The 23,951-nt window shown below is 74.7% G+C and carries 20 protein-coding genes and 1 riboswitch; of the genes, 6 read left to right on the plus strand and 14 right to left on the minus strand.

Features of this window, described 5'->3' with window-relative positions; genetic code table 11:
* The first annotated feature begins 202 nt into the window (after positions 1 to 202).
* Positions 203 to 2,674: a lysylphosphatidylglycerol synthase transmembrane domain-containing protein gene (locus H505_RS0137780; protein ID WP_026406113.1), complete on the plus strand. Its 2,472-nt coding sequence runs from the start codon at positions 203 to 205 to the stop codon at positions 2,672 to 2,674.
* Positions 2,675 to 2,704: 30 nt separating this feature from the next.
* Here the strand turns inward: H505_RS0137780 and H505_RS0137785 are convergent, their stop codons facing one another.
* The 6 genes from H505_RS0137785 to H505_RS0137810 form a co-directional block, all read right to left on the minus strand.
* Entirely contained in the window at positions 2,705 to 3,304 is a 600-nt protein-coding gene (locus H505_RS0137785; RefSeq protein ID WP_026406114.1) for a MerR family transcriptional regulator, read from the minus strand.
* Positions 3,305 to 3,759: 455 nt separating this feature from the next.
* Positions 3,760 to 4,230 carry a bifunctional nuclease family protein gene (locus H505_RS0137790; protein WP_026406115.1) on the minus strand — a complete coding sequence of 157 codons (471 nt, stop codon included), beginning with the start codon at positions 4,228 to 4,230 and terminating at the stop codon, positions 3,760 to 3,762.
* A gap of 154 nt (positions 4,231 to 4,384) precedes the next feature.
* Positions 4,385 to 5,080, minus strand: coding sequence for a transcriptional regulator FtsR (ftsR, locus tag H505_RS0137795; protein WP_233617458.1), 696 nt, complete (start codon positions 5,078 to 5,080; stop codon positions 4,385 to 4,387).
* Positions 5,081 to 5,168: 88 nt separating this feature from the next.
* Complete coding sequence (locus H505_RS0137800; protein WP_026406117.1) at positions 5,169 to 5,699, minus strand: FHA domain-containing protein; 531 nt, start codon at positions 5,697 to 5,699, stop codon at positions 5,169 to 5,171.
* Between the two features lie 372 nt (positions 5,700 to 6,071).
* Positions 6,072 to 6,326 carry a hypothetical protein gene (locus tag H505_RS0137805; RefSeq protein WP_157433275.1) on the minus strand — a complete coding sequence of 85 codons (255 nt, stop codon included), beginning with the start codon at positions 6,324 to 6,326 and terminating at the stop codon, positions 6,072 to 6,074.
* Between the two features lie 161 nt (positions 6,327 to 6,487).
* Positions 6,488 to 7,138 carry a LysE family translocator gene (locus tag H505_RS0137810; protein WP_026406119.1) on the minus strand — a complete coding sequence of 217 codons (651 nt, stop codon included), beginning with the start codon at positions 7,136 to 7,138 and terminating at the stop codon, positions 6,488 to 6,490.
* 101 nt (positions 7,139 to 7,239) lie between these two features.
* On the opposite strand from H505_RS0137810, the gene H505_RS0137815 reads away from it, so the two are divergent.
* Positions 7,240 to 8,580 (plus strand): aminotransferase-like domain-containing protein, encoded by a 1,341-nt coding sequence (locus H505_RS0137815; protein WP_026406120.1) that lies wholly within the window; start codon positions 7,240 to 7,242, stop codon positions 8,578 to 8,580.
* Between the two features lie 25 nt (positions 8,581 to 8,605).
* On the opposite strand, the gene H505_RS0137820 is transcribed toward H505_RS0137815, so the two are convergent.
* From H505_RS0137820 to H505_RS46905, 3 genes are all read right to left on the minus strand, one after another.
* Complete coding sequence (locus H505_RS0137820) at positions 8,606 to 11,104, minus strand: mannose-1-phosphate guanyltransferase (RefSeq protein WP_026406121.1); 2,499 nt, start codon at positions 11,102 to 11,104, stop codon at positions 8,606 to 8,608.
* Positions 11,101 to 11,838, minus strand: coding sequence for a cardiolipin synthase ClsA (clsA, locus tag H505_RS46900; RefSeq protein WP_051301642.1), 738 nt, complete (start codon positions 11,836 to 11,838; stop codon positions 11,101 to 11,103). Before clsA ends, H505_RS0137820 begins: the two co-directional genes overlap by 4 nt.
* A 91-nt stretch (positions 11,839 to 11,929) precedes the next feature.
* Complete coding sequence (locus tag H505_RS46905; protein ID WP_211238639.1) at positions 11,930 to 13,240, minus strand: sensor histidine kinase; 1,311 nt, start codon at positions 13,238 to 13,240, stop codon at positions 11,930 to 11,932.
* Between the two features lie 272 nt (positions 13,241 to 13,512).
* Here H505_RS46905 and gdhA point away from each other — a divergent pair, with 272 nt between their 5' ends.
* The 3 genes from gdhA to H505_RS46910 all read left to right on the plus strand — a co-directional run bounded on the left by gdhA (position 13,513) and on the right by H505_RS46910 (position 17,876).
* Positions 13,513 to 14,889, plus strand: a complete 1,377-nt coding sequence (gene gdhA / locus H505_RS0137835; RefSeq protein ID WP_034521833.1) for an NADP-specific glutamate dehydrogenase — start codon at positions 13,513 to 13,515, stop codon at positions 14,887 to 14,889.
* 183 nt (positions 14,890 to 15,072) lie between these two features.
* Positions 15,073 to 15,187: riboswitch (TPP riboswitch) on the plus strand.
* Positions 15,179 to 16,912: a phosphomethylpyrimidine synthase ThiC gene (thiC, locus tag H505_RS0137840; RefSeq protein ID WP_026406123.1), complete on the plus strand. Its 1,734-nt coding sequence runs from the start codon at positions 15,179 to 15,181 to the stop codon at positions 16,910 to 16,912. It overlaps the preceding riboswitch by 9 nt.
* Positions 16,913 to 17,219: 307 nt before the next feature.
* Positions 17,220 to 17,876, plus strand: coding sequence for a TetR/AcrR family transcriptional regulator (locus H505_RS46910; protein WP_064743789.1), 657 nt, complete (start codon positions 17,220 to 17,222; stop codon positions 17,874 to 17,876).
* On the opposite strand, the gene H505_RS0137850 is transcribed toward H505_RS46910, so the two are convergent.
* The 3 genes from H505_RS0137850 to H505_RS0137860 form a co-directional block, all read right to left on the minus strand.
* The gene (locus H505_RS0137850; protein ID WP_026406124.1) at positions 17,873 to 18,715 is read right to left on the minus strand and encodes a metallophosphoesterase family protein; all 843 of its coding nucleotides are present in this window, start codon (positions 18,713 to 18,715) and stop codon (positions 17,873 to 17,875) included. The two genes, H505_RS46910 and H505_RS0137850, sit on opposite strands and share 4 nt — an antisense overlap.
* A 19-nt stretch (positions 18,716 to 18,734) precedes the next feature.
* Complete coding sequence (locus H505_RS0137855; RefSeq protein WP_026406125.1) at positions 18,735 to 19,238, minus strand: anthrone oxygenase family protein; 504 nt, start codon at positions 19,236 to 19,238, stop codon at positions 18,735 to 18,737.
* A 75-nt stretch (positions 19,239 to 19,313) separates the two neighbouring features.
* The gene (locus H505_RS0137860; RefSeq protein ID WP_084551282.1) at positions 19,314 to 20,186 is read right to left on the minus strand and encodes an NAD(P)H-binding protein; all 873 of its coding nucleotides are present in this window, start codon (positions 20,184 to 20,186) and stop codon (positions 19,314 to 19,316) included.
* An 81-nt stretch (positions 20,187 to 20,267) separates the two neighbouring features.
* On the opposite strand from H505_RS0137860, the gene H505_RS0137865 reads away from it, so the two are divergent.
* Entirely contained in the window at positions 20,268 to 21,218 is a 951-nt protein-coding gene (locus H505_RS0137865; protein WP_026406127.1) for an AraC family transcriptional regulator, read from the plus strand.
* Positions 21,219 to 21,273: 55 nt separating this feature from the next.
* On the opposite strand, the gene H505_RS46915 is transcribed toward H505_RS0137865, so the two are convergent.
* Together H505_RS46915 and H505_RS0137875 are read right to left on the minus strand one after the other, a co-directional pair.
* Positions 21,274 to 22,404 carry a carbohydrate kinase family protein gene (locus H505_RS46915; protein ID WP_245592735.1) on the minus strand — a complete coding sequence of 377 codons (1,131 nt, stop codon included), beginning with the start codon at positions 22,402 to 22,404 and terminating at the stop codon, positions 21,274 to 21,276.
* A 137-nt stretch (positions 22,405 to 22,541) separates the two neighbouring features.
* Complete coding sequence (locus H505_RS0137875; RefSeq protein ID WP_051301609.1) at positions 22,542 to 23,873, minus strand: hypothetical protein; 1,332 nt, start codon at positions 23,871 to 23,873, stop codon at positions 22,542 to 22,544.
* Positions 23,874 to 23,951 lie beyond the last annotated feature (78 nt).

Genomic DNA, 23,951 nt, shown 5'->3' on the forward strand with positions numbered 1-23,951 from the left:
ACAGTACGATATGACCGCCCCGCCGGGCACGCGGCGGGACGGACGACGAGGGGCGACGGGTGGACGGAGCGACGGCCGGACGGGGGTCCGCCGCTCGACCGAGCGCGGCCGGTTCTGGGACGCTGATCACCGGAACACTGAGCACCGGAACGCTGATCGCCGGAACGCCGATCAGCACGCCGGACGGCCGGAGCGGGGACGGGTGACGCGGACGCACGACGAGGCGGTGCGCCCGAGGCGGGGCGCGTCCGCGGGCGTGCCCGTCGACGAGCCCGCGCAACCGGACCGCATCCGCCGCCCGTCCGACGCGATCCGGTTCGGCGTCTCCTGCGCGGGGCTGGCCGCGGTCATGCTGCTGGTGTCGTTCGCGCAGCAGACCACGCACGGCATCCAGACCGACATCGCCGAGGGCACCGCCCACGCGCCCCAGCTGCTGCTGGCGCTGGCCACCCTGGCGTCGAGCTTCGGCGTGCTGGCCGTGCCGATCGCGTTCGCCGTCGAGCGGCTGTTCCACAAGGACGGCATGCGGGTCGCCATCGCGCTGCTCGCCGCGATGATCGCGCTCGCCGTCACCATCACCCTGGACGACCTGGTCGTGCAGGCCGCGCCCGGCGGCGTGCTCGACTCGCTGATCTGGGGCGGCACCGACACGGCCCCCGTGCACACCGACATCGCCCCGGTGATCGCGTTCGTCAGCGTGGTCGGGATGGCCGGGCGGATCCGCTGGCAGACGGCCACCTGGTCCATGATCGGGCTGGCCGCGCTGACCGGCCTGACCGCCGCCTACGCGTCGGTGTCGGCGCTCGCGGCGACGTACTTCCTCGGCCGCGCGATCGGGCACGGCACCCTGTACGCGGTCGGCACCCCGAACCCGCGCCCGACGGGCATGACGGTGGTGACGGCGCTGGAGCGGCTGGGGCTGTGCCCGCGGCGGGCGGCGCGGCTCGACGATCCCGCGGACGGCGGCGAGGAGGCGCGCCGCTACGGCGTCCTGCTGGCCTCCTCCCCCGCCGGGGCCGACCCGGCCCCGGCGTCCGGCGGGGGCACCGGGGCCTGGCATCTGGAGCTGCGGGTCCTGGACCGCGACCAGCAGACCGCCGGGCTGCCGTACCGGCTGTGGCGGATGCTGCGGCTGCGGCGCACCACGACCGGGCGGACGCTGCGGTCGCTGCGCCGGTCGCTGGAGCAGGAGTCGCTCACCGCGTACGCCGCCGCCGCGGCGGGCGCCCGCACCCCGCGCCTGGTCGGCACGCTCGAGGTGGGGACGCAGGCGGCGCTGCTCGCGTACGAGCACGTGCCGGGGCGGCGGCTGCGCGACGTCCCCGCGGAGGAGGTCACCGACGAGCTGCTGACGGACGTGTGGCGGCAGTTCGGGCTGCTGCAGAAGGGCCGGCTGGCGCACCGCCGCCTGGAGGAGGACGCGGTCCTGGTCGGCGACGACGGCGCCGCCCACCTCGTCGACCTGTGGTCCGGGGAGATCGCGGCGGGCGACCTGGCGCTGCGGCTCGACCTCGCGCAGCTGCTCACGACCCTGGCGCTGCGGGTCGGCCCGGAGCGCGCCGTGCGGACGGCGGTGCCGGTGCTGGGCGAGGAGGCGCTGGCGGCGGCGGTGCCGATGCTGCAGCGGGTGGCGCTGTCCCGGGCGACGCGGCAGGCGGTGCGGCGGGACCGGGAGCTGCTGCCGCGCATCCGGGAGGAGATCGCCCGGCTGAAGCCCGAGTCGGAGGCCGCGCCCGTCCGGCTGGAGCGGTTCCGGCCGCGGACGATCTTCAGCATGGTGGCGCTGTCGATCGCCGCCTACATCGTGATCCCGCAGTTCGGCAGCGTCGACCTGATGCAGCTGGTCGCGAAGGCGACCTGGTGGTGGGCGGGGGTGGCGCTCGGCGGGGCGGCGCTGACCTACCTGGCGGCGGCGTTCATGCTGATGGGCTTCGTCCCCGAACGGCTCCCCCTGTGGCGGACGGTGCTGGTGCAGGTCGCCGCGTCGTTCGTGAAGCTGGTGGCGCCGGCGGCGGTCGGCGGGGTCGCGGTCAACACCCGGTACCTGCAGCGGTCGGGCGTCCGGCCAGGCCCGGCGGTGGCGAGCGTCGGCGCGTCCCAGCTCGTCGGGCTGGTGGTGCACGTCCTGCTGCTGGTGCTGTTCGGCTTCCTGACCGGGTCGACGGGCACGGCGACGAAGGACCTGGCGCCGTCCCGCACCGTCGTGGTCGCGGTGCTGCTGATCGGGCTGGTCGCGGGGCTGGCGATGACGATCCCGCGGGTGCGGCGGGTGGTCACCGGCCGGCTGCGCAGCATGTTCTCGGGCGTGGTGCCGCGGCTGGTGGACGTCCTGCAGTCGCCGCGGAAGCTGTTCACCGGGATCGGCGGCTCGCTGCTGCTGACGGTGGGCTTCGTGCTGTGCCTGGACGCCTCGATCCGCGCGTTCGGCGGTTCGCTGCCGTGGACGACGGTGGTGGTGGTGTTCCTGACGGCGAACGCGGTGGGGTCGGCGGTGCCGACGCCCGGGGGCCTCGGCGCGGTGGAGGGGGCGCTGACGCTGGCGCTGACGATCTCGGGGCTGGGGGCGGAGACGGCGGCGTCGGCCGTCCTGCTGTACCGCCTGCTGACGCTGTGGCTGCCGGTGCTGCCCGGCTGGGCGGCGTTCGCGTACCTCCAGCGCAAGGAGTCGCTCTAGCCGCGGCCTGACGAGCGGTGGGACGTGCGGCTAGCCGGTGCGGCGGGCGCGCCGCCGGTCGGCGAGTTCGTCGTGGGGGTGGTCGTCGCGGTCGCTGGTGGCGGCCCGTTCGGCGGGCAGTTCGGCGAGGCTCCCCTCGACCTCCTGCCACACCCGTCCCAGCGCTATGCCGAACACGCCCTGCCCGCCCTGGAGGAGGTCGACGACCTCGTCGGGCGAGGTGCACTCGTAGACGCTGACGCCGTCGCTCATGAGCGTGATCTGCGCGAGGTCCTGGACGCCGCGGTCGCGCAGGTGGGTCACGGCGGTGCGGATCTGCTGCAGCGACACGCCCGTGTCCAGGAGCCGCTTCACGACTTTGAGGACCAGGATGTCGCGGAAGCTGTACAGCCGCTGGCTGCCGGATCCGTGCGCCGACCGCACACTGGGCTCGACGAGCTTGGTGCGGGCCCAGTAGTCCAGTTGGCGGTAGGTGATGCCCGCCGCCGAGCAGGCCGTCGGGCCGCGGTAGCCGACGTCCTCCGGCGGAGCCGACACCCGCGTGTCGAAGAGCAGGCCCTGCTCTCCGGCGCGCCGGGACGCGACGTGCCTGTCGGGGGTGGCCTTGCCCTCGCCGCTGCTCACCGCCACGCGGACCTCCGGCTTCTATCAGCCCGTGCCGGTTCGTCAAGGGGGTTTGACGAATTACACCACGGGTGTTCCACCAGCACGGTAGGTGCCGGTCAGGGTGTGGTCAACGTTCGCCGTCGGCGCGTCGCATGCCCGGATGAACCGGCTTCACGTGGGCAAACCGCGCACCTTTTCCGCCACTGCGGTCCTACCCCGCCGGACGCCCCCCGGAAACCGCCAACTCCCAGGACGATGTACGACCAATGGCGTCAGACCTCGAATATACCTCGCGGAGTGATATTCCCCACGGGCGCCCCCGTCCCAGGCGTACCTACCCCGCTGCGGCGGCGCAAACGACCCCGCGTCTTTCAAGATCGTTGAGCGGGTTCGTGAAGCCCGGGTCAGCGGTGCGCCTCCGCCCCGCGCGGGAGCGCGCCGACGGGACCGTGCGGGCCCGCGGGAGGCGCGGCGCCGGGTCAGCCGGCGCGGCCGAAGTCCTCGGGGGTGATGGTGTCGAGGAACTCGCGGAACTTCTCGACCTCGTCCTCCTGCTCGTCCGGGATGGCCACGCCGGCCTCTTCGAGGATGTCCTCGCTGGCGAAGATCGTGGCGCCGGTGCGCAGGGCGAGCGCGATGGAGTCGGACGGCCGGGCGCTGACTTCCACGCCGTTGGAGAAGACCAGGTCGGCGAAGAAGATGCCCTCGCGGAGCGCGGTGATGTTCACGGTGCTCAGCTGGACGCTCAGCGCGTCGAGGACGTCGCGGAAGAGGTCGTGGGTGAGGGGGCGCGCGGGCAGCACGCCCTGCTGGGCGAAGGCGATCGCCGTGGCCTCGACGGCCCCGATCCAGATGGGCAGGTACCGCTCGCCCTCCGTCTCCTTCAACAGGACGATCGGCTGATTGGAGGGCATCTCGACCCGGACGCCGACGACCTCCATCTGCTTCACTGCGGCTCCCTGCTCGTTCGCTGTCTCGATCATCCGCGTGCGGCCGGACCGAGTCCCGCCGAGCCCGAAACCCGAGCCCTGTAGCCAACGTACACCCAGGTTCGGACGGAACGCCGCGCCCCGGGGGCGGCAAAATCCTGCGAGGCGCGGGTGATCAGTGGTCGAGGCTTTCCCGGAGGCTCGCCGACAGCAGGGCGGCGTGCAGCTTCACCGACAGCGCGGCGATCTCGCGGGCGGTCTCGGCGGCCTGCTCGTGGGCGTCCGGGCTGCGGCGGCGCAGCTGGGGCGCGACGGTCTGCTCGATGAGCCCGGCCTGCCGGTCGGCGGCGGCCTTGACGGCCCGCAGGTGCCGCACCTCGAAACCGTAGTCGCCGAGCGCGGCGGCGGCGCGGGCGACGGTGAGGGCCTCCGCCTCGTAGTGGGCGCCGCGGCGGCGGATCAGCCCGTACTCCTCCAGGCGGCCGAGGAGCGCCTCGTCGATCCCGGCGCCGTCGAGGAGCTGGCGGCGGGTGAGCCGGACGGCGGCGGTCTCGGCGGTCGCGTCGGCGGCGACGAGGGTGCGGGGGCGGCTCCGGTCGGGCTCGGGGCGGCGGGCGCCCAGCGGCGGGACCGCCTCGCCGCGGTCGCGGGCCTCGAGGTGCTGCCGGATCGCGCGCAGCGGCATGTAGTGGTCGCGCTGCGCGGTGAGGACGAAGCGGAGGCGTTCGACGTCTCCGGCGCCGAACTTGCGGTAGCCCGAGGGGCTGCGCTGCGGTTCGATCAGCCCCTCGGACTCCAGGAACCTGATCTTGGAGATGGTGATGTCGGGGAACTCGGGCCGGAGCAGCCCGAGGACGTCCCCTATCGTCATCAGGGACCTGGCCGGTTGCGCGTTCAAGGCCCCTCCCATCGTGGTCCCGTCATGGCCGCGTCAGGTTCGCCTCCGGATCGCCGGCTCGTCAGCCGTGCTGCGGGTTGGTGAGGAAGACCAGCCGGAACTTGCCGATCTGGACTTCGTCGCCGCCCGCGAGGGCGGTGTGGTCGATCCGCTGCCGGTTGACGTAGGTGCCGTTCAGGGCCCCGACGTCGCGGACGGAGAAAGTCCCGCCCTGGCGGAGGAACTCGGCGTGCTTGCGGGAGACGGTGACGTCGTCCAGGAAGATGTCGCTCTCGGGGTGCCGGCCGCAGGAGGTGCGGTCCTGGTCGAGCAGGAACCGGCTGCCGGCGTTCGGGCCGCGCTTGACCACGAGCAGCGCCGTGCCGGGAGGCAGCGCGTCCACGCCCATCTGGTCGGACGGGACGGGCGGTTCCTCGGCGCCCGTGTCGGCGTCCAGCGCCTCGATCCCCCCGATGGAGATCGTGGACGTGGACTCGCCGGGCGACTCGCGAGGGGGCGGCGCGTTCCGCGTCAGCGGGGTGCCGCAGTAGGAGCAGAAGCGGGCATCATCCGGGTTGGCGTGACCGCACTGCGTGCAGTAGACGCTCGGCATCGATCGGCTCGGCCTCCTACCTCGGCGTGCCGCTCGCGGACCTCCGCTCGCCGCGGGAGCCGCGCGCGTCACGCGCATCCTTCAACCAACCCACGCCGGGGACCCGCCCCCGACCACGGTCCATCCTCACCGCCCGCGCTCGCCACGGTCGCCGCAACCGACGGTCGCCGCAACTTACGCGGGTATGACCCGAGGGGTCAACCGGGGCCGGCGAGACCCAAACTACCGCCGCCGATGATCGCAGGTCCATGCCGCCGCGCGGCACGCCTCCGGTCATGACGCACCGGCCGGGTCTCCGGTCCACCACGTCCCCCGTGTTCCCCTCAGGACACGACCGTATCGCGCCCGGGGCGGTCCTCGCGCCCAGGGTGATCAACTTGTCGGAAGGGTCACGTCCGCGGCCGTTTCCCCGTCCTTCTCCCCGCCTTCCCCGATCGGCGGCGCGACGGTCGGGACGTCCCCGCCGGCGGGGACGTCCGCCGCGGCCGCCCGCCCGCCGTGCGCGCGGGCGCACCGGTCCACCGAGGCGGCGGTCGTCGAGGGGATCGGCCGGACGGGGCGGCCGGTGACGAGCGCGGCGCTCGTCCTGTTCCCGGCGTTCGCGTCGCCGGCCGCCGCGCCGGTCATCGAGGTGAAGGTCTTCGCGACGGGGCCGGGCCGCGGAATCCTGCTGGACGCCACCGTGGTGGCTGCGCGTCGCGCCGTCCCCGCCGCCCGCGCCGCAGGACGGCCCGGAGCGGGTCGCGGCGGGCGTCCGGAAGCGGCCGTCTCCGGTTCCGCCGGTGCGGCTACGGGCGGGCGACGGCGGGGCCGGAGCGGTCGAGGCCGACGTGCAGGGCGAGCCCGGCGAGCACGGAGCCCAGGAGGTACCGCTGGGCGCGCTGCCAGGCGGGGCGCCGTGCGAGGAACGCCGCGAAGCTTCCGGCGCCGAGCATGATGAGGGCGTTCACGGTGATCGCGATGCTGATCTGGACGAGCCCGAGGAGCAGGCTCTGCAGGGCGACGTGCCCGCGTTCGGGCTCGACGAACTGCGGCAGCAGCGACATGTACAGGATCGCGATCTTCGGGTTGAGCAGGTTGGTGACCAGGCCCATGGCGAACAGCCGGCGCGGCGGGTCGGCCGGGAGCTCCCGCGGCTCGAACGCCGACCGGCCGCCGGGCCGGACCGCCTGCCACGCCAGCCACAGCAGGTACAGCGCCCCGGCGACCTTCAGGACGGTGTAGAGGGGCGGGACGAGCCCGAACACGGCGGTGATCCCGGCGGTCGCGGCGAGGACGTAGGCGACGAACCCGGTGGCGACGCCCGCGAGGGAGATCAGTCCGGCCCGGCGGCCCTGGGTGATCGAGCGCGACACCAGGTAGATCATGTTCGGCCCGGGGGTGAGGACCAGTCCGAGGGAGACGAGGGCGATGGCGGCCACCGCGGTGGACGAGATCAATGGGTGCTCCTGCCGTGAGTGTTGCACCGATCGTAAAACTCGGAGCAATCTGGCACAATACGGATATTGATCTCGGTGCAATGTGGGGTGAGGGCGGGCAGATGGACGACTACCGGCGTGTGGCCGACACCGTCGCCGCCGACATCGCGGCCGGACGGCTGCGTCCCGGCGACCGCCTGCCCCCGCAGCGCGCGTTCGCCCGCGAGCGCGGCATCGCGCCGTCCACGGCGAGCCGCGTGTACCGGGAGCTGGCGCTGCGCGGCCTGGTCGTCGGCGAGGTCGGGCGCGGCACGTTCGTCCGCGCGGCCCGGCCCGCGCCCGCCCCGGCGCTCGGCGAGCCGGTCGCCGCGCCGGTCGACCTGGAGGTGGGGCACCCGGTGGCGCCCGGGCAGGGCGCGCTGCTGGCGCCGGGGCTGGCGCGGGCGGCCGGAGCGGCGCTCGTCCCGGCCCGCGTCGCCGGGACCCCGGACGTCCGGGAGGCGGCGGCGGCCCTGCTGGCCGTGCCGGGCTGGACGCCCGCGCCCGACGACGTGCTGTTCGCCGCGGGCGGCCGGCAGGCCATCGCGGGGGCGGTGGCGGCGCTGGTCCCGCCGGGCGGGCGGCTCGCGGTGGAGGAGCTCACCTACCCGGTGGTCCGGGCGACCGCCGCGCGGCTCGGCGTCGCGCTCGTCCCGGTCCCGGCGGACGGGCACGGGCTGCGCCCGGACGCGCTCGCCGACGCGCACCGCAGGACCCCGTTCGCGGCCGTCTTCCTGCAGCCCACGCTGCACAACCCGACCGGGACGACGATGCCCGCGCGGCGGCGGGCGGAGATCGCGGACGTCCTCGAGCGGACCGGCGTCCACGCCGTCGAGGACCGGGTCTGGTCGTTCCTGGCCGAGGACGGGCCGCCCCCGCTGGCGGCGTTCGCGCCGGCCCGCACGATCGCCGTCGACGGCCTCGCCAAGCGGCTCGCGCCCGGCCTGGGGGTCGGGTTCGCGGTCGCGCCGCCGGAGCTGCGCGGGCGCGTCGCCGGCGCGCTGCGCTCGGGGGCGTGGGGCCCGGCCGGGTTCGCGCTGGCGGCGGCCGCCGCGTGGATCGCCGACGGGACGGCCGCCGCCGTGGCCCGCGCGAAGCGGGCGGACGCCGCGGAGCGGCAGCGGACGGCGGCCGCGCGGCTGGCGGCGGGGCGGGCGGGGAACGGGACCGTCCGCGCCGACCCGCGCTCGTACTTCTGCTGGTGGGAGCTGCCCGCGCCGTGGCGCGCGGAGACGTTCGTCGCGGCGGCGGGGCGGCGCGGCATCGCGGTCACGCCCGGCGCGGCGTTCGCCGCCGGCGCCGGCGCGGCGCCGCGCGCGGTCCGGCTGATGCTGGCGTCGCCGCCCCCGGACGGGCTGGACCGGGCCCTCGGCGTCCTCGCCGACATCGCCGCGGGCAGCCCCGACGACTCCCCCGTCGACTGACCCGCCGGCGGGGCCGCGGCGGCCGTCAGGCCCCGGCGCGCTCCACGACGACCGCCCACTCCTCGAGCAGGGCCTGCGCGGCGTCCGCGTCGGGCCCCTCCGCCCACAGGTGCGTGACGGGCTCGGACGGGTCGGGCAGGACGAGCGCCCAGCGGCCGTCGTCCTCGACGACGCGGACGCCGTCGGTGGTGTCGACCGTCCGGGCGCCCGCGGCCTCCACGATGTGCCGCATGACGCTGCCCTTCGCGGCCCACGGCGTCGGGACGGACCGGCGCAGCAGGTGCGCGTCGGGGATGCGGCGGTCGATCTGCGAGAGCGTCAGCCGGGTGCGGGCGACGAGCCCGACGAGGCGGACGAACGCCGCGATCCCGTCCACGGTGCCGCTGAACTCCGGCATGAGGAACCCGCCGCGGCCGTCCCCCGCGAAGATCACCCCGGGCCGGGCGGCGGCCTTGGTGAGGACGTCCTGCGACGTGGAGGTCCACTCGACCTGGACGCCGTGGAACCGGCACACCTGCTCGGCGACGCGGGTCGTGGTGACGGGCAGCGCGACCCGCCCGCCGCGCCGCTCGGCGGCCACCAGGTCGAGCATGACCAGCAGCGCGCGGTCGTCCCCGACCAGCCGCCCGTTCTCGTCCACCAGGGAGATCCGCTCCCCCACCGGGTCGAACCGGACGCCGAACGCGGCCCGCGCCGACGACACCAGCTCGCCGAGCCGCTCCAGGTCGCGCATCCGCTCGGCGAGGGTCTCGGTGGGGTTGGCCTCGTCCAGGCCGTGGTTGCGGGTGAGGACCTCCACGCCGATCTGCCCCAGCAGGGCGGGCAGGACGAGCGAGGACACCCCGCCCGCGCAGTCCAGGACGATCTTGAGCCCGGCCTCGCGGACGCCGCTGATGTCGACGCCGCGCAGCAGCTCGCGGATGTAGGTCTCGACGACGCGCGGCGGGTAGGTCAGCTCGGCGATCTCGCCGGGGAACGCGCGCCGGTACTCCTGGCGGCCGAACACCCGCTCGAGCTTGCGCTGCGCGGCCTGCGACAGGTCGGCGCCGCCGGGGTCCAGGAAGAGGATGTCGACGCCCTGCGGGTCGCCGAGCGTGGTGCGGATGTAGATCCCGCCCGCCGACTCGGCGCGGCCGGTCTCGAACCGGGCGACGGTCAGCGGCGCGGCCTCCAGGTCGCGCACGTTGATCGCGCTGGACGTCAGCGCGCTGATCACCGCGCGCTTGAGCGTGCGCGCGGCCCGCGACACGTCCCGTCCGGTGACGACCGTGGCGCCCTTCTTCAGGGTGGTCGCGTAGGCGCTGGCGAGCCGCACCGCCAGCTCCGGGGTGATCTCCACGTTGATCAGGCCGGACACGCCGCGCGGCCCGAACAGGTTGCGCTGCCCCCGCGACTCCCAGATGACGCTGGTGTTGACGACGGCGCCGGCCTCGATCGTCTTGAACGGGTAGACCTTCACGCCGCTGGAGACGTACGCCTCGGCCTCGATGACGCACTCGTCGCCGACGACCGCGCCCTCCTCGACGCGCGCGCCCGTCATGATGTCGGTGTTCTTGCCGATCACGCAGCCGCGCAGGTTCGTGGAGGGCGCGACGAACACGTTGTCGTGGACGACGGCGCGGTGCAGGAAGGCGCCTTCCTTCACGACGACGTTGCTGCCGAGCACCGTGTACTCGCGCAGTTCGACGCCCGCCTCGACCTTCGCGTAGTCGCCGATGTACAGCGGCCCCTTCAGGACGGCCTCGGCGTCGACCTCGGCGCCCTCGGCGACCCACACGCCGGGCGACATCTCGAACCCGCCGAGGTCGATCCCGACCTGCCCCGACAGCATGTCGGCCTGCGCCTTCAGGTAGCTCTCGTGGGTGCCGACGTCCTCCCAGTAGCAGTCGGCGACGTACCCGAACAGCGGCGCGCCCGCGGCGAGCAGCTCGGGGAACACGTCGCCGGACCAGTCGACCGACTCCCCCGGCGCGACGTGCTCGAGGACCTCCGGCTCCATGACGTAGATGCCGGTGTTGACGGTGTCGGAGAACACCTGCCCCCACGTCGGCTTCTCCAGGAACCGCTGCACGCGGCCTTCGTCGTCCACGATGATGATCCCGAACTCCAGGGGGTTCGGGACCCGCTTGAGCCCGATGGTGACGAGGGCGCCGTTCTCCTCGTGGAAGCGCACCATGTCGGTCAGGTCGATGTCGGTGAGCGCGTCTCCCGAGATGACGAGGAACCGGTCGTCGCGCAGCGCCTCCTCGGCGTTCTTGACGCTGCCGGCGGTGCCGAGCGGGATCTCCTCGGTGGCGTAGCTCAGCGACATGCCGAGCTCCTCGCCGTCGCCGAAGTAGTTGCGGATGAGCGCGGCCAGGAACTGGACGGTGACGACGGTCTCGGTGAACCCGTGCCGCTTCAGCAGGCGCAGCACGTGCTCCATGATGGGCCGGTTGACGAGCGGGAGCAGGGGCTTCGGCTGGTTGGCGGTCATCGGACGCAGCCGCGTCCCCTCGCCTCCCGCCATCACGACGGCCTTCATCGGGGGGTCTCCGCTCCCTTCTGGCCGCCGGCCGGGGGGCCCGCGGCGGGGGCGCGCGACGGATCGCGCGAGGGGCCGCCCGGCGGACCGGACGCGTCCCCGGCCGGCGGCCCCGGCGGCGAGCCGCGGCCGGCCGACATGAGTCGCCGCGTCTGCGCCCAGTAAAGGACGGCCGCCCACCAGTACAGGGCCGTCCCCCAGATCGCGAACGACCAGCCGATGATCTTCGCCGCGGTCGCCGCGCCGCCGTCGTGGTCGCCCAGCAGCAGCAGCGGGAACGCGTACAGCAGGCAGAACGTCGCCGTCTTGCCGATGAAGTGGACCGGGAGCGTCCCGTTGTAGCCGAGCCGCCGGACGAGCGGCGCGATCGGCACGATCGCGACCTCGCGCGCGACCAGCAGCGCGACCAGCCACAGCGGGATGATCTCGCGGATGGTGAGCCCGACGAGGGTGGCGAGGATGTAGAGCCGGTCCGCGGCGGGGTCCAGGACCATGCCGAGCCTGCTGGTCTGGTTCAGCGCCCGCGCCAGCTTGCCGTCCAGCCAGTCCGACAGCCCGGCCGCCACCAGCAGGCCGAGCGCCCACCAGTCGGCCTCGACCAGGACCAGCCACAGGAACAGCGGGACGCCCACGAGCCGCGCCATGCTGAGCACATTGGGCACCGTGAAGACCCGTTCGGCCGCCTCGGACGTCGTCCCCGTCTCCGTGCTCACCGGCGCGCTCGCCTCCCCCATGCCCTTGATGTTGACCTTACAGGTCAGCATTGGAAAGACCCCGGCGCGGATCATGTGAGGGCGGTTACGTCGCGCGGAGCGTCCCCCGAGGTCAGGAAGAGGTGTCGGCGGAGGTTTCGACGGCGCTGTCGACGGCGCTGTCGACGGGGGTGCCGGCGGGAGCGGCCGGACGGCCCGCGGGGAGGACCGCGGTGACCGCGAACCCGCCGCCGGGGGCGGGCCCGGCGTCGAGCGTCCCGCCGACGCTGCGGGCCCGCTCGATCATGCCGAGCACACCGAAGCCGGAAGGCCCGCCCCCGCCGCCCCCGGGTCCGCCGGACGGGTCCGCGGCGAGGCCGCGCCCGTCGTCGGCGACCCGCACGACGAGGTCGCCGCCGGCGCGGGTGAGGCTCACGTCCGCCGACGCCGCGCCCGCGTGCTTGACGACGTTGGTCAGCGCCTCCTGGACGATCCGGTAGGCGGCGACGCCCACGTCGGGCGGCGGGCGCTCCCCGGCGGGCCCGGCCGACCCGTCCGCGAACGTCACCCGGAGCCCGCCGCCGCGGGCGGCCGCCACCAGCTCGACGATCCCGTCCAGCCCCGGCGGCCGCCCGGACACGGGCGCGTCCGTCCCGCGGAGGACCTGCAGGGTGCCGCGCAGCTCGACGCGGGCGTCCCGGCACGTCGCGGCGATGCAGGCGAGCGCGTCGGCCAGCTCGGTGCGGTCCAGCGGCCGGTCCCCGCGGACGAGGTGGGCGGCGGCGCCGGCCTGCACCCCGATCACGGTGATGCTGTGCGCGAGGAGGTCGTGCAGGTCGCGGGCGATGCGCAGCCGCTCCTCGGCGACGCGGCGCCGGGCCTCCTCCTCGCGGGTCCGCTCGGCCCGCTCGGCGCGCTCGGTGATCGCCGCGAGCCGGGCCCGGTGCGACCGCCAGACCTGCACCGCGATCACCACCGCGACCACGGCCTCGATCACCGCGATCTGCTCCCGGACGCCGCTCCCCCCGGCCCGCATCGCCATCCCGATGACGCAGATCCCCAGCAGGGACGCGACCGCGCCGAGCACGACCCGCACGCGCCGGCCGAACACGGCGTAGGCGAACAGCGCGATGACCTCGGCCGGGACGAGCGCGTGGTGCTGGTACTGCAGCAGGTGGTACGCCAGCGCCAGGGCGACCAGGACCGCGAGCCCGGGGGCCGGGCGGCGCCGGATGGCGGCCAGCGGGAGGTGCGCGGCGGCGAGCAGCACGGCGCCGGGCGCGTCGAGGGGCCGCACGCCCGGCCACGCCAGGGCCGCGGCGACGGCCGCCGCCGCCAGCAGCAGCGCGAGGACCGCGTCGCGCGCGGCGGTCCCGCCGCGGGCGCCGGTCCCGCCGCCCACGAGGCGCTTCGGAAGTCCGCCGAGCCGGGAGAGGGTCACCACGCGACCATCTTCCCCGACCGCCCGCGATCCGCGCATCCGGCCCGCTCCGGAGGCGGCGCACCGGGTTTGAGCGGCGGCGCGGCGTGGAATGTCCCTGACGGCGCAGATGTTGGCAAACGGGACAGCTTAGCAGCGTCATGCGTACGGCGATCACGTTTTAGAGTGAGAAGGCCGCTTGAGGCCGTGGCGTCCCGGCAATGGGGCCGCGGGAGGTGAACGTCTCGGTCGCCGGCGTACCCGCACGATCACCGTTCGCCGAAAGGAACCACCACATGCCCCTGTCCCCCCGTCTGCCCGGCTCGCCCGACGTCCTGGCCGCGCTCGAGGAGACCTACGACGGCGTCCTGCGCCGCGACCCCGGCGAGCCGGAGTTCCACCAGGCCGTCCACGAGGTGCTCGAGTCGCTGCCCGCCGTGCTGTCCGCGCGGCCGCGGCTGGCCGCGAGCAGGCTGATCGAGCGGCTGATCGAGCCCGAGCGGCAGATCATGTTCCGCGTACCGTGGCAGGACGACGCCGGCCGGGTGCACGTCAACCGCGGCTTCCGCGTCGAGTTCAACGGCGCGCTCGGCCCGTACAAAGGCGGCCTGCGGTTCCACCCCACGGTGAACCTGGGGATCGTGAAGTTCCTCGGCTTCGAGCAGATCTTCAAGAACGCGCTCACCGGGCTCGGCATCGGCGGCGGCAAGGGCGGCAGCGACTTCGACCCGCACGGGCGGTCCGACGACGAGATCATGCGGTTCTGCCAGTCGTTCATGACCGAGCTGTACCGGCACGTGGGCGAGCACACCGACGTCCCGGCGGGCGACATCGGCGTCGGCGGCCGCGAGATCGGCTTCCTGTTCGGCCAGTACCGGCGCGTCACCAACCGCTGGGAGGCCGGCGTCCTCACCGGCAAGGGGCAGGGCTGGGGCGGCTCCGCGGGCCGCACCGAGGCGACCGGGTACGGCAGCGTCCTGTTCACCGCCGAGATGCTGAAGCGGCGCGGCGAGGACCTCGACGGGCAGCAGGTCGTGGTGTCCGGGTCCGGCAACGTCGCCATCTACTCGATCGAGAAGGCGCAGGCGCTCGGCGCGAACGTCATCACCGTGTCCGACTCGGGCGGCTACGTCGTCGACGAGAAGGGCATCGACCTCGACCTGCTCAAGCACGTCAAGGAGGTCGACCGGGGCCGCGTCTCCGACTACGCGGAGCTGCGCGGCGCCTCGGCCCGGTTCGTCCCGGCGGGGCGGGTCTGGGACGTGCCGGCCGACATCGCGCTGCCGTCGGCGACCCAGAACGAGCTGGACGCCGAGTCCGCCCGGATCCTCGTCCGCAACGGGGTGAAGGCGGTGGCGGAGGGCGCGAACATGCCGACGACGCCCGAGGCCGTCCACATCCTGCAGGACGCCGGCGTGGCGTTCGGGCCCGGGAAGGCCGCGAACGCGGGCGGCGTGGCGGTCAGCGCGCTGGAGATGCGGCAGAACGCGGGCCGCGAGTCATGGACGTTCTCGCAGGTCGAGAGCGAACTGGCGCGGATCATGCGCGACATCCACGCCACCTGCTTCGAGACCGCCGAGCGGTACGGCGCCCCCGGCGACTACGTCGTCGGCGCCAACATCGCCGGCTTCGAGCGGGTCGCCGACGCGATGCTCGCGCAGGGCCTGGTCTGACCGGTCTGGTCTGACCCGTCCCGCGTGACGGCGGGAGGAGCGCCGGCGACGGTGTAGGGCGCCGGCGGCCCGCCCGCCGCGGAACGGACGCGCGTGCCGCCCCCGGTCACCGGGGGCGGCACGCGCGCGTCTACCCCATGCTCCCCGGTTGCGGCAACGGGGGCGGCAGGGGTTACCGTCGATCACGACCGACGCGGGGGCCCGGCGAACCGGGCTGAGATAGCGGCTGGCACGGCCGCTGACCGCATGAACCTGACCGGGTAATGCCGGCGTAGGGAGAGATCGAGTCGTGAACGAATCTGTGGTTCAGGCCGCCCGCAAGACGTACCTGCAGGGCTCCCGGCCCGATGTGCGGGTGCCGATGCGGGAGGTGCCGCTGACCAACGGCGACGCCGTGGTCCTGTACGACACGTCGGGACCGTACACCGACCCCGCCTTCGAGACCGACGTCCGCCGGGGCCTGCCGGCCCTGCGGGACGCGTGGATCGCCGAGCGCGGCGACACCGCCGCCTACGACGGGCGCGCCGCGCGCCCCGAGGACGACGGGCGCCGGTCCGGCGATCCGATGCGGGAGGGCGCGGCGTTCCCCGCGCGGCGGCCGCGCCGGGCGTCCGGCGGGGCCGTCACCCAGCGCGCCTACGCGCGGCGCGGGGAGATCACGCCCGAGATGGAGTTCGTCGCGCTGCGCGAGGGCGTCGCGCCGGAGTTCGTCCGGGACGAGCTGGCGGCGGGCCGCGCGGTGCTGCCGGCGAACGTCAACCATCCCGAGATCGAGCCGATGATCATCGGCCGGAACTTCCTGGTGAAGGTGAACGCCAACATCGGGAACTCGGCGGTGGCGTCCTCGATCGAGGACGAGGTGGAGAAGATGACGTGGGCGACCCGGTGGGGCGCCGACACGATCATGGACCTGTCGACGGGCCGCGACATCCACACCACCCGCGAGTGGATCCTGCGGAACTCGCCCGTCCCGGTGGGGACCGTCCCGCTGTACCAGGCGGTGGAGAAGGTCGGCGGCGACCCGGCCGAGCTGACCTGGGAGGTCTTCCGCGACACCGTGATCGAGCAGGCCGAGCAGGGCGTCGACTACATGACCGTCCACGCGGGCGTGCTGCTGCGGTACGTCCCGCTGACGGCGCGCCGCAAGACCGGCATCGTGTCGCGCGGCGGGTCGATCATGGCGGCGTGGTGCCTGGCGCACCACGAGGAGAACTTCCTGTACACGCACTTCCGGGAGCTGTGCGAGATCTTCGCTGCCTACGACGTCACGTGGTCGCTCGGGGACGGGCTGCGGCCCGGCTCGATCGCCGACGCCAACGACGAGGCGCAGTTCGCGGAGCTGCGCACTCAGGGCGAGCTGACGCGCATCGCGGCCGAGTACGACAACCAGGTCATGAACGAGGGGCCCGGGCACGTCCCGATGCACAAGATCAAGGAGAACGTCGACCTCCAGCAGGAGTGGTGCGACGGCGCCCCGTTCTACACGCTCGGGCCGCTGACCACCGACATCGCGCCCGGCTACGACCACATCACCTCGGCGATCGGCGCCGCGATGATCGGCTGGCACGGCACCGCGATGCTCTGCTACGTCACGCCGAAGGAGCATCTCGGGCTGCCCGACCGCGACGACGTCAAGGCGGGCGTGATCGCCTACAAGATCGCCGCGCACGCGGCGGACGTCGCCAAGGGCCACCCGGGCGCGCAGGCGTGGGACGACGCGCTGTCGGACGCCCGGTTCGACTTCCGCTGGGAGGACCAGTTCAACCTGTCGCTGGACCCCGACACCGCGCGCTCCTTCCACGACGCGACGCTGCCGGCGGCCCCGGCGAAGACGGCGCACTTCTGCTCGATGTGCGGCCCGCACTTCTGCTCGATGAAGATCACCCGGGACGTCCGCCGGTACGCCGACGAGCGCGGCCTGGGCGACACCGAGGCGATCGCCGCCGGGATGCGGGAGAAGGCGGGCGAGTTCAAGGCCGCCGGGGGGCGCGTGTACCTCCCGGTCACGCCGAACGGCTCCTGACCGGTCCGCCGATCGGGTTCGGCCGGGCTCGCTGATAGGGCTCGCCGATCGAACTCGCTGACCGGGTCCGCGGGCCGGGTCCGGCGCGGGGCGTCCACCGCTCCCGCCGGCCCGGCCCGCGGCCGTCCGCGGGGGTTCCCGGCGGCGCGGCGGGCCGCCGGCCGGCACCGGGAGCGGCACCGTCGGCGGGCACGTTGAGCTGGGCGGACGCATGGTTCCGGCAGGGCGCGGATAGTATCGAAGGACCGTTCCAATCCGTGGGAACGGCCGTACACCGCACCCATGCCGAAAGGACAGCGGACCCAAGGTGACCAGCGACGGCGCGTCCCGGCCCCGCCCCCGCGCGGAGCGGTCCGACGTGCGCCGCAACCGCGCGCGGCTGCTCGCCGCCGCGCGCGAGGTGTTCCAGCGGGAGGGCGCGGGCGCCTCGCTGGAGGCCGTCGCGCGGCGCGCCGAGGTCGGCATCGGGACCCTGTACCGGCACTTCCCCACCCGCCAGGACCTGCTCGAGGCGCTCCTCGCGGGCGCCTACGACGACCTCGCCGCGCGCGCCCGGGAGCTGGCGGACTCGCCCGCCCCGGGCGACGCCCTGCTCGCCTGGCTGCGCGCGTTCATCGCGCGGGTCACGGCGTTCCGCGGGCTGGCGGCGTCGGCCGTGGTGTCGCTGCGGGACGAGCGGTCGGCGCTGCTCGACTCCTCGCGGGCGATGCGCGCCGCGGGCCAGCGGCTGTTCGTCCGCGCGCAGCAGGCGGGCGACGTCGCCCCCGGCGCCGACTTCGCCGACGTGCTGCGGCTCGCGGGCGCCATCGCGACCGTCACCGAGCAGGAGCCCGCCGCGGCCGACCGGCTGCTGGCGCTCGCCGCCTGGGGCGTCGCGCCCCGCGCGGACGGCCCGGACGGGCCGGAAGCGTTTCGCGGGCCGCGGAACGGCGCGCCGGGCGGGCCCGGCGCGGACGGCGGCTAGCCGGCGTCCTCCCGGGGCGGGGGCAGGACGCGGCGCGGGCCGGGCGGCGCGCCCCGGTGCTTCCGCCACTCGCGCGGGTAGCCCACCGACACCTCGACGTGCGGGACGCCGTCCGCCCAGATCGTCCGGGGAATGTGCAGGTGCCCGTACACCACCGACACCGCGCCGAACCGGACGTGCCAGTCGGCGGTGCGCTCGCTGCCGCACCACTGGGCGAACTCGGGGTACCAGAGCACGCGGGTGGGTTCGCGGATCAGCGGCCAGTGGTTGACGAGCACGGTCCGGGTGCCGGGCTCCAGCTCCGCCATCCTCCGCTCGGTGTAGGCGATGCGGGCGTCGCACCAGGCGTCCCGGGTGGGGTGCGGGTCGGGGTGGAGGTAGACCTCGTCGGTGCACACGACGCCCGCCTCGTGCGCGATCTCGAGGGCCTGCTCCTTGGTGGCGGCCCCCTCGGGCCGGAACGTGTAGTCGTACAGGACGAACAGCGGCGCGATCGTCACCGGGCCGCCGTCGCCCGTCCACACGGGGTAGGGGTCCTCGGGGGTGGCGACGCCGAGCGCGCGGCACATGTCCACCAGCCGGCGGTAGCGGGCCTCGCCGCGCAGCGCCACGGGGTCGTCCTTGATCGTCCAGAGTTCGTGGTTGCCGGGCGTCCAGATCACTTTCGCGAAACGCCCGGCCAGGGTACGCAGCGTCCACTCGACGTCGTCGAAGCGCTCGGCGACGTCCCCGGCGACGATCAGCCAGTCGCCGTCGGACGCGGGGCGCAGCCCCTCCACGAACGCGCGGTTGTCGGAGAATCCCACGTGCAGGTCGCTGATGGCATAGAGACCGCTCATGCCGTGATCGTAGGCGGCGTCAGGCGTCCCGGCCCCACAGGTAGGCCCCCGCGGCCATCGCGAGCACGCTCGCCCAGCCGGCGACCGCCCGGACGGAGTTCCAGGTCGTCCAGCGGCCGGAGTAGTCGGCCCACACGCGCGCGGCCTCGCCCGGGTCCGCGGGGATCTCGGCCTTGTCCAGCGTCTCGTTCAGCGGGATGTTCACGGCGAAGCTCGGGAACAGCGCGCCGAGGACGTACACGCCGGCGGCGGCGAAGAACAGGATCGCCGCGGCCTTCTGGTCGAGCGTCAGCAGCAGTACCCCCGCCCCCGCGGCGACGACCGGCGTCAGCACGAACATGGCGATGAACAGCGGGTTCTGGATCTTCTGGTTGATGCCCTGCATGGCGTCGATCGCCGCGGACGGCCGGGCCGCGTTCAGCCCCGGCATGACGCCGGTGGAGAACCCGAAGAAGGTTCCGGCCATGCCCGCGGCTCCCACGATGGACACGGCGGCGCAGATGACGGTGAGCAGGTTTTTCATGGTGGTTCTCCGTTCAGGTCGGGGAGGTCCGGCGAGGCGCCCCGGCCCCGGTCCGCCGGGGCCGGGCCGCGCGGGTCAGGCGTCCCAGACGCCGCTGGCGGCGGTCTCGCGGGCGTAGTCGGCGAAGTCGCGGGCCTCCCGGCCGAGCGCGCGCCGCACGCCGTCGCCGGGCTCGCCGTTGCGGCCGTCCAGGATCGTGCCGAACAGGTACGTCAGCAGGTCGGCGACCTCGCCGGGCACGCCGTGCTCCCGCACCGCGGCGGCGTAGTCCGCGACGCCGACCCGCACGTAGGCGATGTCGCGCCCGGTCGCGCGGCCGATCTCGGCGACCGCCTCGGGGAAGGACAGGGCGCGCCGCCCGGTCACCTCGTACACCTCCCCCGCGTGCCCGTCCGCGGTGAGCGCCGCGACCGCGACGTCGGCGATGTCGTCGGCGTCCGCGAACGGCTCGGGCACGTCGCCCGCCGGGAGGACGACCTCGCCGGCGCGGACCGGGTCGAGGAGGTAGTCCTCGCTGAAGTTCTGCGCGAACCAGCTCGCGCGGACGACCGTCCACTCCAGCCCCGAGGCGCGGACGATGTCCTCGCAGGCGACGGCCTCGGCCTCGCCGCGTCCCGACAGCAGGACCACCCGCCGCACGCCCGCGTCCCGCGCCGCGGCGGTGAACGCCCGGATCGCGTCCGGCGCGCCCGGGGCGGCCAGGTCGGGGGCGTACGCGAGGTAGACGGCGTCGACGTCCCGCAGGACCCGCGGCCAGCCGGCCTCGTCCGTCCAGTCGAAGGCCGGGTCCGCCGCGCGGGAGCCCATCCGGACGGGCACGTCCATGGCCTCCAGCCGCTCCACGACGCGACGGCCGGTCTTGCCGGTGCCGCCCAGGACCAGCGTGAGGCCCGTGTCGATCTTCGTGTCGATGGTTTCCGGCGTGGTGTTCGGAGCGCTGTTCGTCATGTCCTCAAGTCAACCGGCGGGCCCGTCCGGCCACCATCGTCGAGAACCTCGCCCGCATTCGCGAGCGTCTAGGCTGGCGGAGTGGACGCGCTCACCGACCTCCTCGACGGCCCCCGGGCGCGCGGCGCGTTCATGCTCCGCGCGACGCTGAGCCCGCCGTGGTCGGTGCGGATCCGGGACGAAGCGCCGCTGACGCTCGTCGCGATGATCAGCGACGACGCGTGGGTGCTGCCCGACGGGGACGCGCCGCGCGCCGTCCGGGCCGGGGACGTCCTGCTCGTCAAGGGCCCGGAGCCGTACACGATGGCCGACGATCCGGCGACCGCGCCGCAGATCGTCATCCACCCCGGCCAGCGGTGCACGACGCCCGACGGCACGAGCCTGTCGGACGCGATGGACCTCGGGGTCCGGGCCTGGGGCAACGACCCGGACGGGTCGGCGGTCATGCTGATCGGCACCTACCAGATGCGCGGGGCCGTGACCCGCCGGCTGCTGGCCGCGCTGCCGCAGCTCGCGATCGTCCGCGGCGACGCCTGGGACTCCCCGCTGGTCGGCCTGCTCGGCGACGAGATCGGCAAGGACGAGCCCGGCCAGGACGTGGTGCTCGACCGGCTGCTGGACCTGCTGCTCATCGCGGCGCTGCGCGCCTGGCTCGCGCGGGACGGCGCGGAGCGGCCCGGCTGGTACCTCGCGCACGGCGACCCGGTGGTGGGCCCGGCGATGCGGCTGCTGCACGACGACCCGGCGCACCCCTGGACGGTCGCGGACCTCGCCGCCCGCGTCGGGGTGTCCCGCGCGGCGCTGGCCCAGCGGTTCGGGCGGCTGCTCGGGGAGCCGCCGATGTCCTACCTCACCGGCCTGCGCCTGGCGCAGGCCGCCGACCTGCTGCGGGAGAGCGACGCGACGCTCGAGACGGTGGCGCGGCGCGTCGGCTACGGCACCGCCTTCGCGCTCAGCACCGCGTTCAAGCGGGAGCACGGCGTCAGCCCGCAGGAGTACCGCGCGACCCGCCCGCCGATCGCCTCCGCCTGACCCGCCGCCCCCGCGGCCGGCCGGTCCGTCCGTCGGCGGGGGCCCGGGCCCGGCGCTAGGGGTCGGTGCGGAGGGTGGGCTCGGCGCGGACGACCGTGTTCTCCGCCATGTCCGGGACGAACGGGACCACGAACGCGTAGTCGGCCAGAACCGACTCGGGCACCTCGCCCGACTCCCCGAACGCGGCGATCTCGCCCCAGCACGGCGAGCCGAGCGAACCGCTGCGGTGCCGGACCGACAGTCCCGCGCACAGGTTCGCGAAGCGCAGCCGCTCGACCAGCGGCAGCCCCGCGAGCGTGCCGAACACGAACCCGGCCGCGAACACGTCGCCGGCGCCGGTGGCGTCCAGCGCCCGGACGGGCAGGGCGGGGGCCTCGGCGCGCTCCCCCGTGGTGCGGTCCAGCGCGATGGCGCCGTCCGCGCCGCACTTGACGACCACGACCGGCGCGCGCTCGGCGAGGGCCTCCGCGGCGGACGGCGGGTCGCCGGTGCGGGTGTAGGCCATCGCCTCGGCGGCGTTCGGCAGGAACACGTCCACGTGCGCGAGCCGGTCGAGGACCTCGGCGGACCAGGCGCCGGTGGGGTCCCAGCCGAGGTCGGCGAAGATCAGCGCGCCGCGCTCGCGGGCGCCGGCCGCCCACGGGGGGACGGGCCGGTCGACGTCGATGAAGCAGGCGCGGGCGTCCGGCGGGGCGCCGCCCGGCGGTTCCTCGACCTGCGGCGGGACGGGGCGCGCGAACGTGACCATGCTGCGGTCGGAGTCGTAGGCCATCGACACGGTGACCGGCGTCGACCAGCCGGGGACGCGGCGGGACGCCCGCAGGTCGACGCCCTCCTGCTCGGCGAGCGTCCGCCACAGGTAGGAGCCGAACATGTCGTCGCCGAACGGCGCGGCGAGGCCGACGCGCAGGCCGAGCCGGCTCATCGCGACCGCGATGTTCGCGACGCCGCCCGGCGCCGAGCCGAGCCCGTCGGTGACGATCTCGGTGCCGGGCGGCGGCAGCCCCGGCAGCCCGGTGAAGATCATGTCCATGAAGACCCGGCCGGACAGGAACACGTCCAGGCCGGGGCCGGGTCCGCCGCCGTGCAGCCGCTCCCCCGCCGGTTCCCGCGCGTCGCACGGGTCGGCGAGGGACGGCTCCGGCGGCCGGCCCGGCGCGTCCGGCTCGATGGCCGGGCGGGTCACGCGGCCCCCCGGCGCGGAGCCGCGATGCGTGGTCGCGCCGTCATGGGGCCCACGATATAGGCGATGCCCCGCCTGCGCGGACGTGTCGGCGCGGTCCCTCCGGCCGGTCCCGCGGACCCGGTCCTACAGGCGCGGGCTCACCGGCGCGGGACGTACAGGCGGACGTCGTCCACCTTGGCCCCGCCCTCGTAGAAGTTCATGTGCGGATCTCCGATCATGAACCGGTCCGGGTAGGCGGACCCGGCGGGCCAGGTGTCGCGGTCGACGAGCGTGCCGCCCGGGCCCTCCCAGGTCCAGTCGGCGTTGAACCGGCCGTCGTACTCCTCCGGCTTCTGGTTGTAGTGCCAGATGGGCTCCCCGTCCTCGACGAAGGCGCGGGTGTAGCGGTAGGTGGTCTGGCCGACGTGGGCGAAGACCCCCGAGATCTCCATCGTGTACGCGCCGTCGCGCCGCTCGATCGCGAACCGGTACGGCTTGTCGGGCAGCAGCTCGGGCCGCATGTCGACGGCCGAGACGATCGCGCCGCCCTTGGCGAACCCGCACTCGCTCTCCATCAGGTACTCGGTGCCGGGCATGGCGGCGTACCTGCGGTCGTCGGTCATGAACAGCGCGTTGACGCCGTTGCCGGTGCCGGCCTCGTACGGCTCGTACTCGCCGGTCGCGGGGTTGCAGTACCGCAGCCCCGCCTTGTCGTACTTGTACCGGTTGTAGCCGTCCATGGCGACCTTGCGGTGCGCGTGGACGAACACGTTGTTGTGCGGCGCGACCCGCTCGTAGTCCATGATCGACATGTAGTAGAAGCCGTTGGAGTCGGTGCGGACGTCCGCCCACTCGCACTCGGGCCGGGAGAAGTCCCCGCCGGACGCCCAGGGGAAGTTCGTCTTGCAGCCGTCGGGCGAGTAGCCGTTGATCCGGCCGTCCGGGTAGTCCCACACCCCGTTGCGCTCGCCGCCGAAGTCCAGGCCCCGCAGCGTCATCTCGACGCGGTACTCGGCGGGCAGGTCGCGGGTGGAGCGGATCACGACGCCGCCCTGGTGGGCGGGTTCCGCCATCCGCGCGACGCCCTTCCCCGAGGTGAGCGTCGGCGGGTCGTCGGGGCGGCCGTCGCCGTCGGCGTCGCGGGCCGCGAGCTCGGCCGTCAGCCAGCCCCGCTTGCCGAACGTGAACGACTGCCGGTACGTCTCCATCTTCGCGAGCTGCTCGCGGAACGCGGGGCCGCCGACGGTGTCGAAGTAGGCGCCGTCGTTGTCGTACATGTCGACGTTGTAAGGACTCGACGGGCCGTCGCCGTCCCGGAACCAGGGCTGCCGCCTGCTGTCGAGGTTCCGGTCGAACGACTCGGCGGCGACCAGCCGCCACCCGTCCCGGTGCCCGGGCGGCCCGCTCGCCTCGGCCGGGACGGCGCACAGCGTCGCCGCCAGGACCAGGGGGGACGCCACCGCCAGGGCGCCCCGCACGACTCTTCTCATCTCGCCGCCTTCCTCGCCGCGCGCCCCGCGCGCGGCGCTCCGCCGTCTTTCCGACGATCGGGGCGACCGTAAACCGCG

The organism is Actinomadura rifamycini DSM 43936 (assembly GCF_000425065.1).
Lineage (GTDB): Bacteria > Actinomycetota > Actinomycetes > Streptosporangiales > Streptosporangiaceae > Spirillospora > Spirillospora rifamycini.

Excerpts from the sequence above, each read along its gene's own strand:
- H505_RS0137800 (WP_026406117.1), bottom strand. The coding sequence starts at position 5,699 with ATGCCGAGCGTCTACTGCACGCAGTGCGGTCACGCCAACCCGGATGAT.
- H505_RS0137805 (WP_157433275.1), bottom strand. The coding sequence starts at position 6,326 with ATGACCGGCGCGGCGGCCGGCGACGCGAACGCCGGGAACAGGACGAGC.
- H505_RS0137855 (WP_026406125.1), bottom strand. The coding sequence starts at position 19,238 with ATGAAAAACCTGCTCACCGTCATCTGCGCCGCCGTGTCCATCGTGGGA.
- clsA (WP_051301642.1), bottom strand. The coding sequence starts at position 11,838 with ATGGGGGAGGCGAGCGCGCCGGTGAGCACGGAGACGGGGACGACGTCC.
- H505_RS0137860 (WP_084551282.1), bottom strand. The coding sequence starts at position 20,186 with ATGACGAACAGCGCTCCGAACACCACGCCGGAAACCATCGACACGAAG.
- H505_RS0137815 (WP_026406120.1), top strand. The coding sequence starts at position 7,240 with ATGGACGACTACCGGCGTGTGGCCGACACCGTCGCCGCCGACATCGCG.
- gdhA (WP_034521833.1), top strand. The coding sequence starts at position 13,513 with ATGCCCCTGTCCCCCCGTCTGCCCGGCTCGCCCGACGTCCTGGCCGCG.
- ftsR (WP_233617458.1), bottom strand. The coding sequence starts at position 5,080 with ATGACGATAGGGGACGTCCTCGGGCTGCTCCGGCCCGAGTTCCCCGAC.
- H505_RS0137820 (WP_026406121.1), bottom strand. The coding sequence starts at position 11,104 with ATGAAGGCCGTCGTGATGGCGGGAGGCGAGGGGACGCGGCTGCGTCCG.
- H505_RS0137850 (WP_026406124.1), bottom strand. The coding sequence starts at position 18,715 with ATGAGCGGTCTCTATGCCATCAGCGACCTGCACGTGGGATTCTCCGAC.
- H505_RS0137875 (WP_051301609.1), bottom strand. The coding sequence starts at position 23,873 with ATGAGAAGAGTCGTGCGGGGCGCCCTGGCGGTGGCGTCCCCCCTGGTC.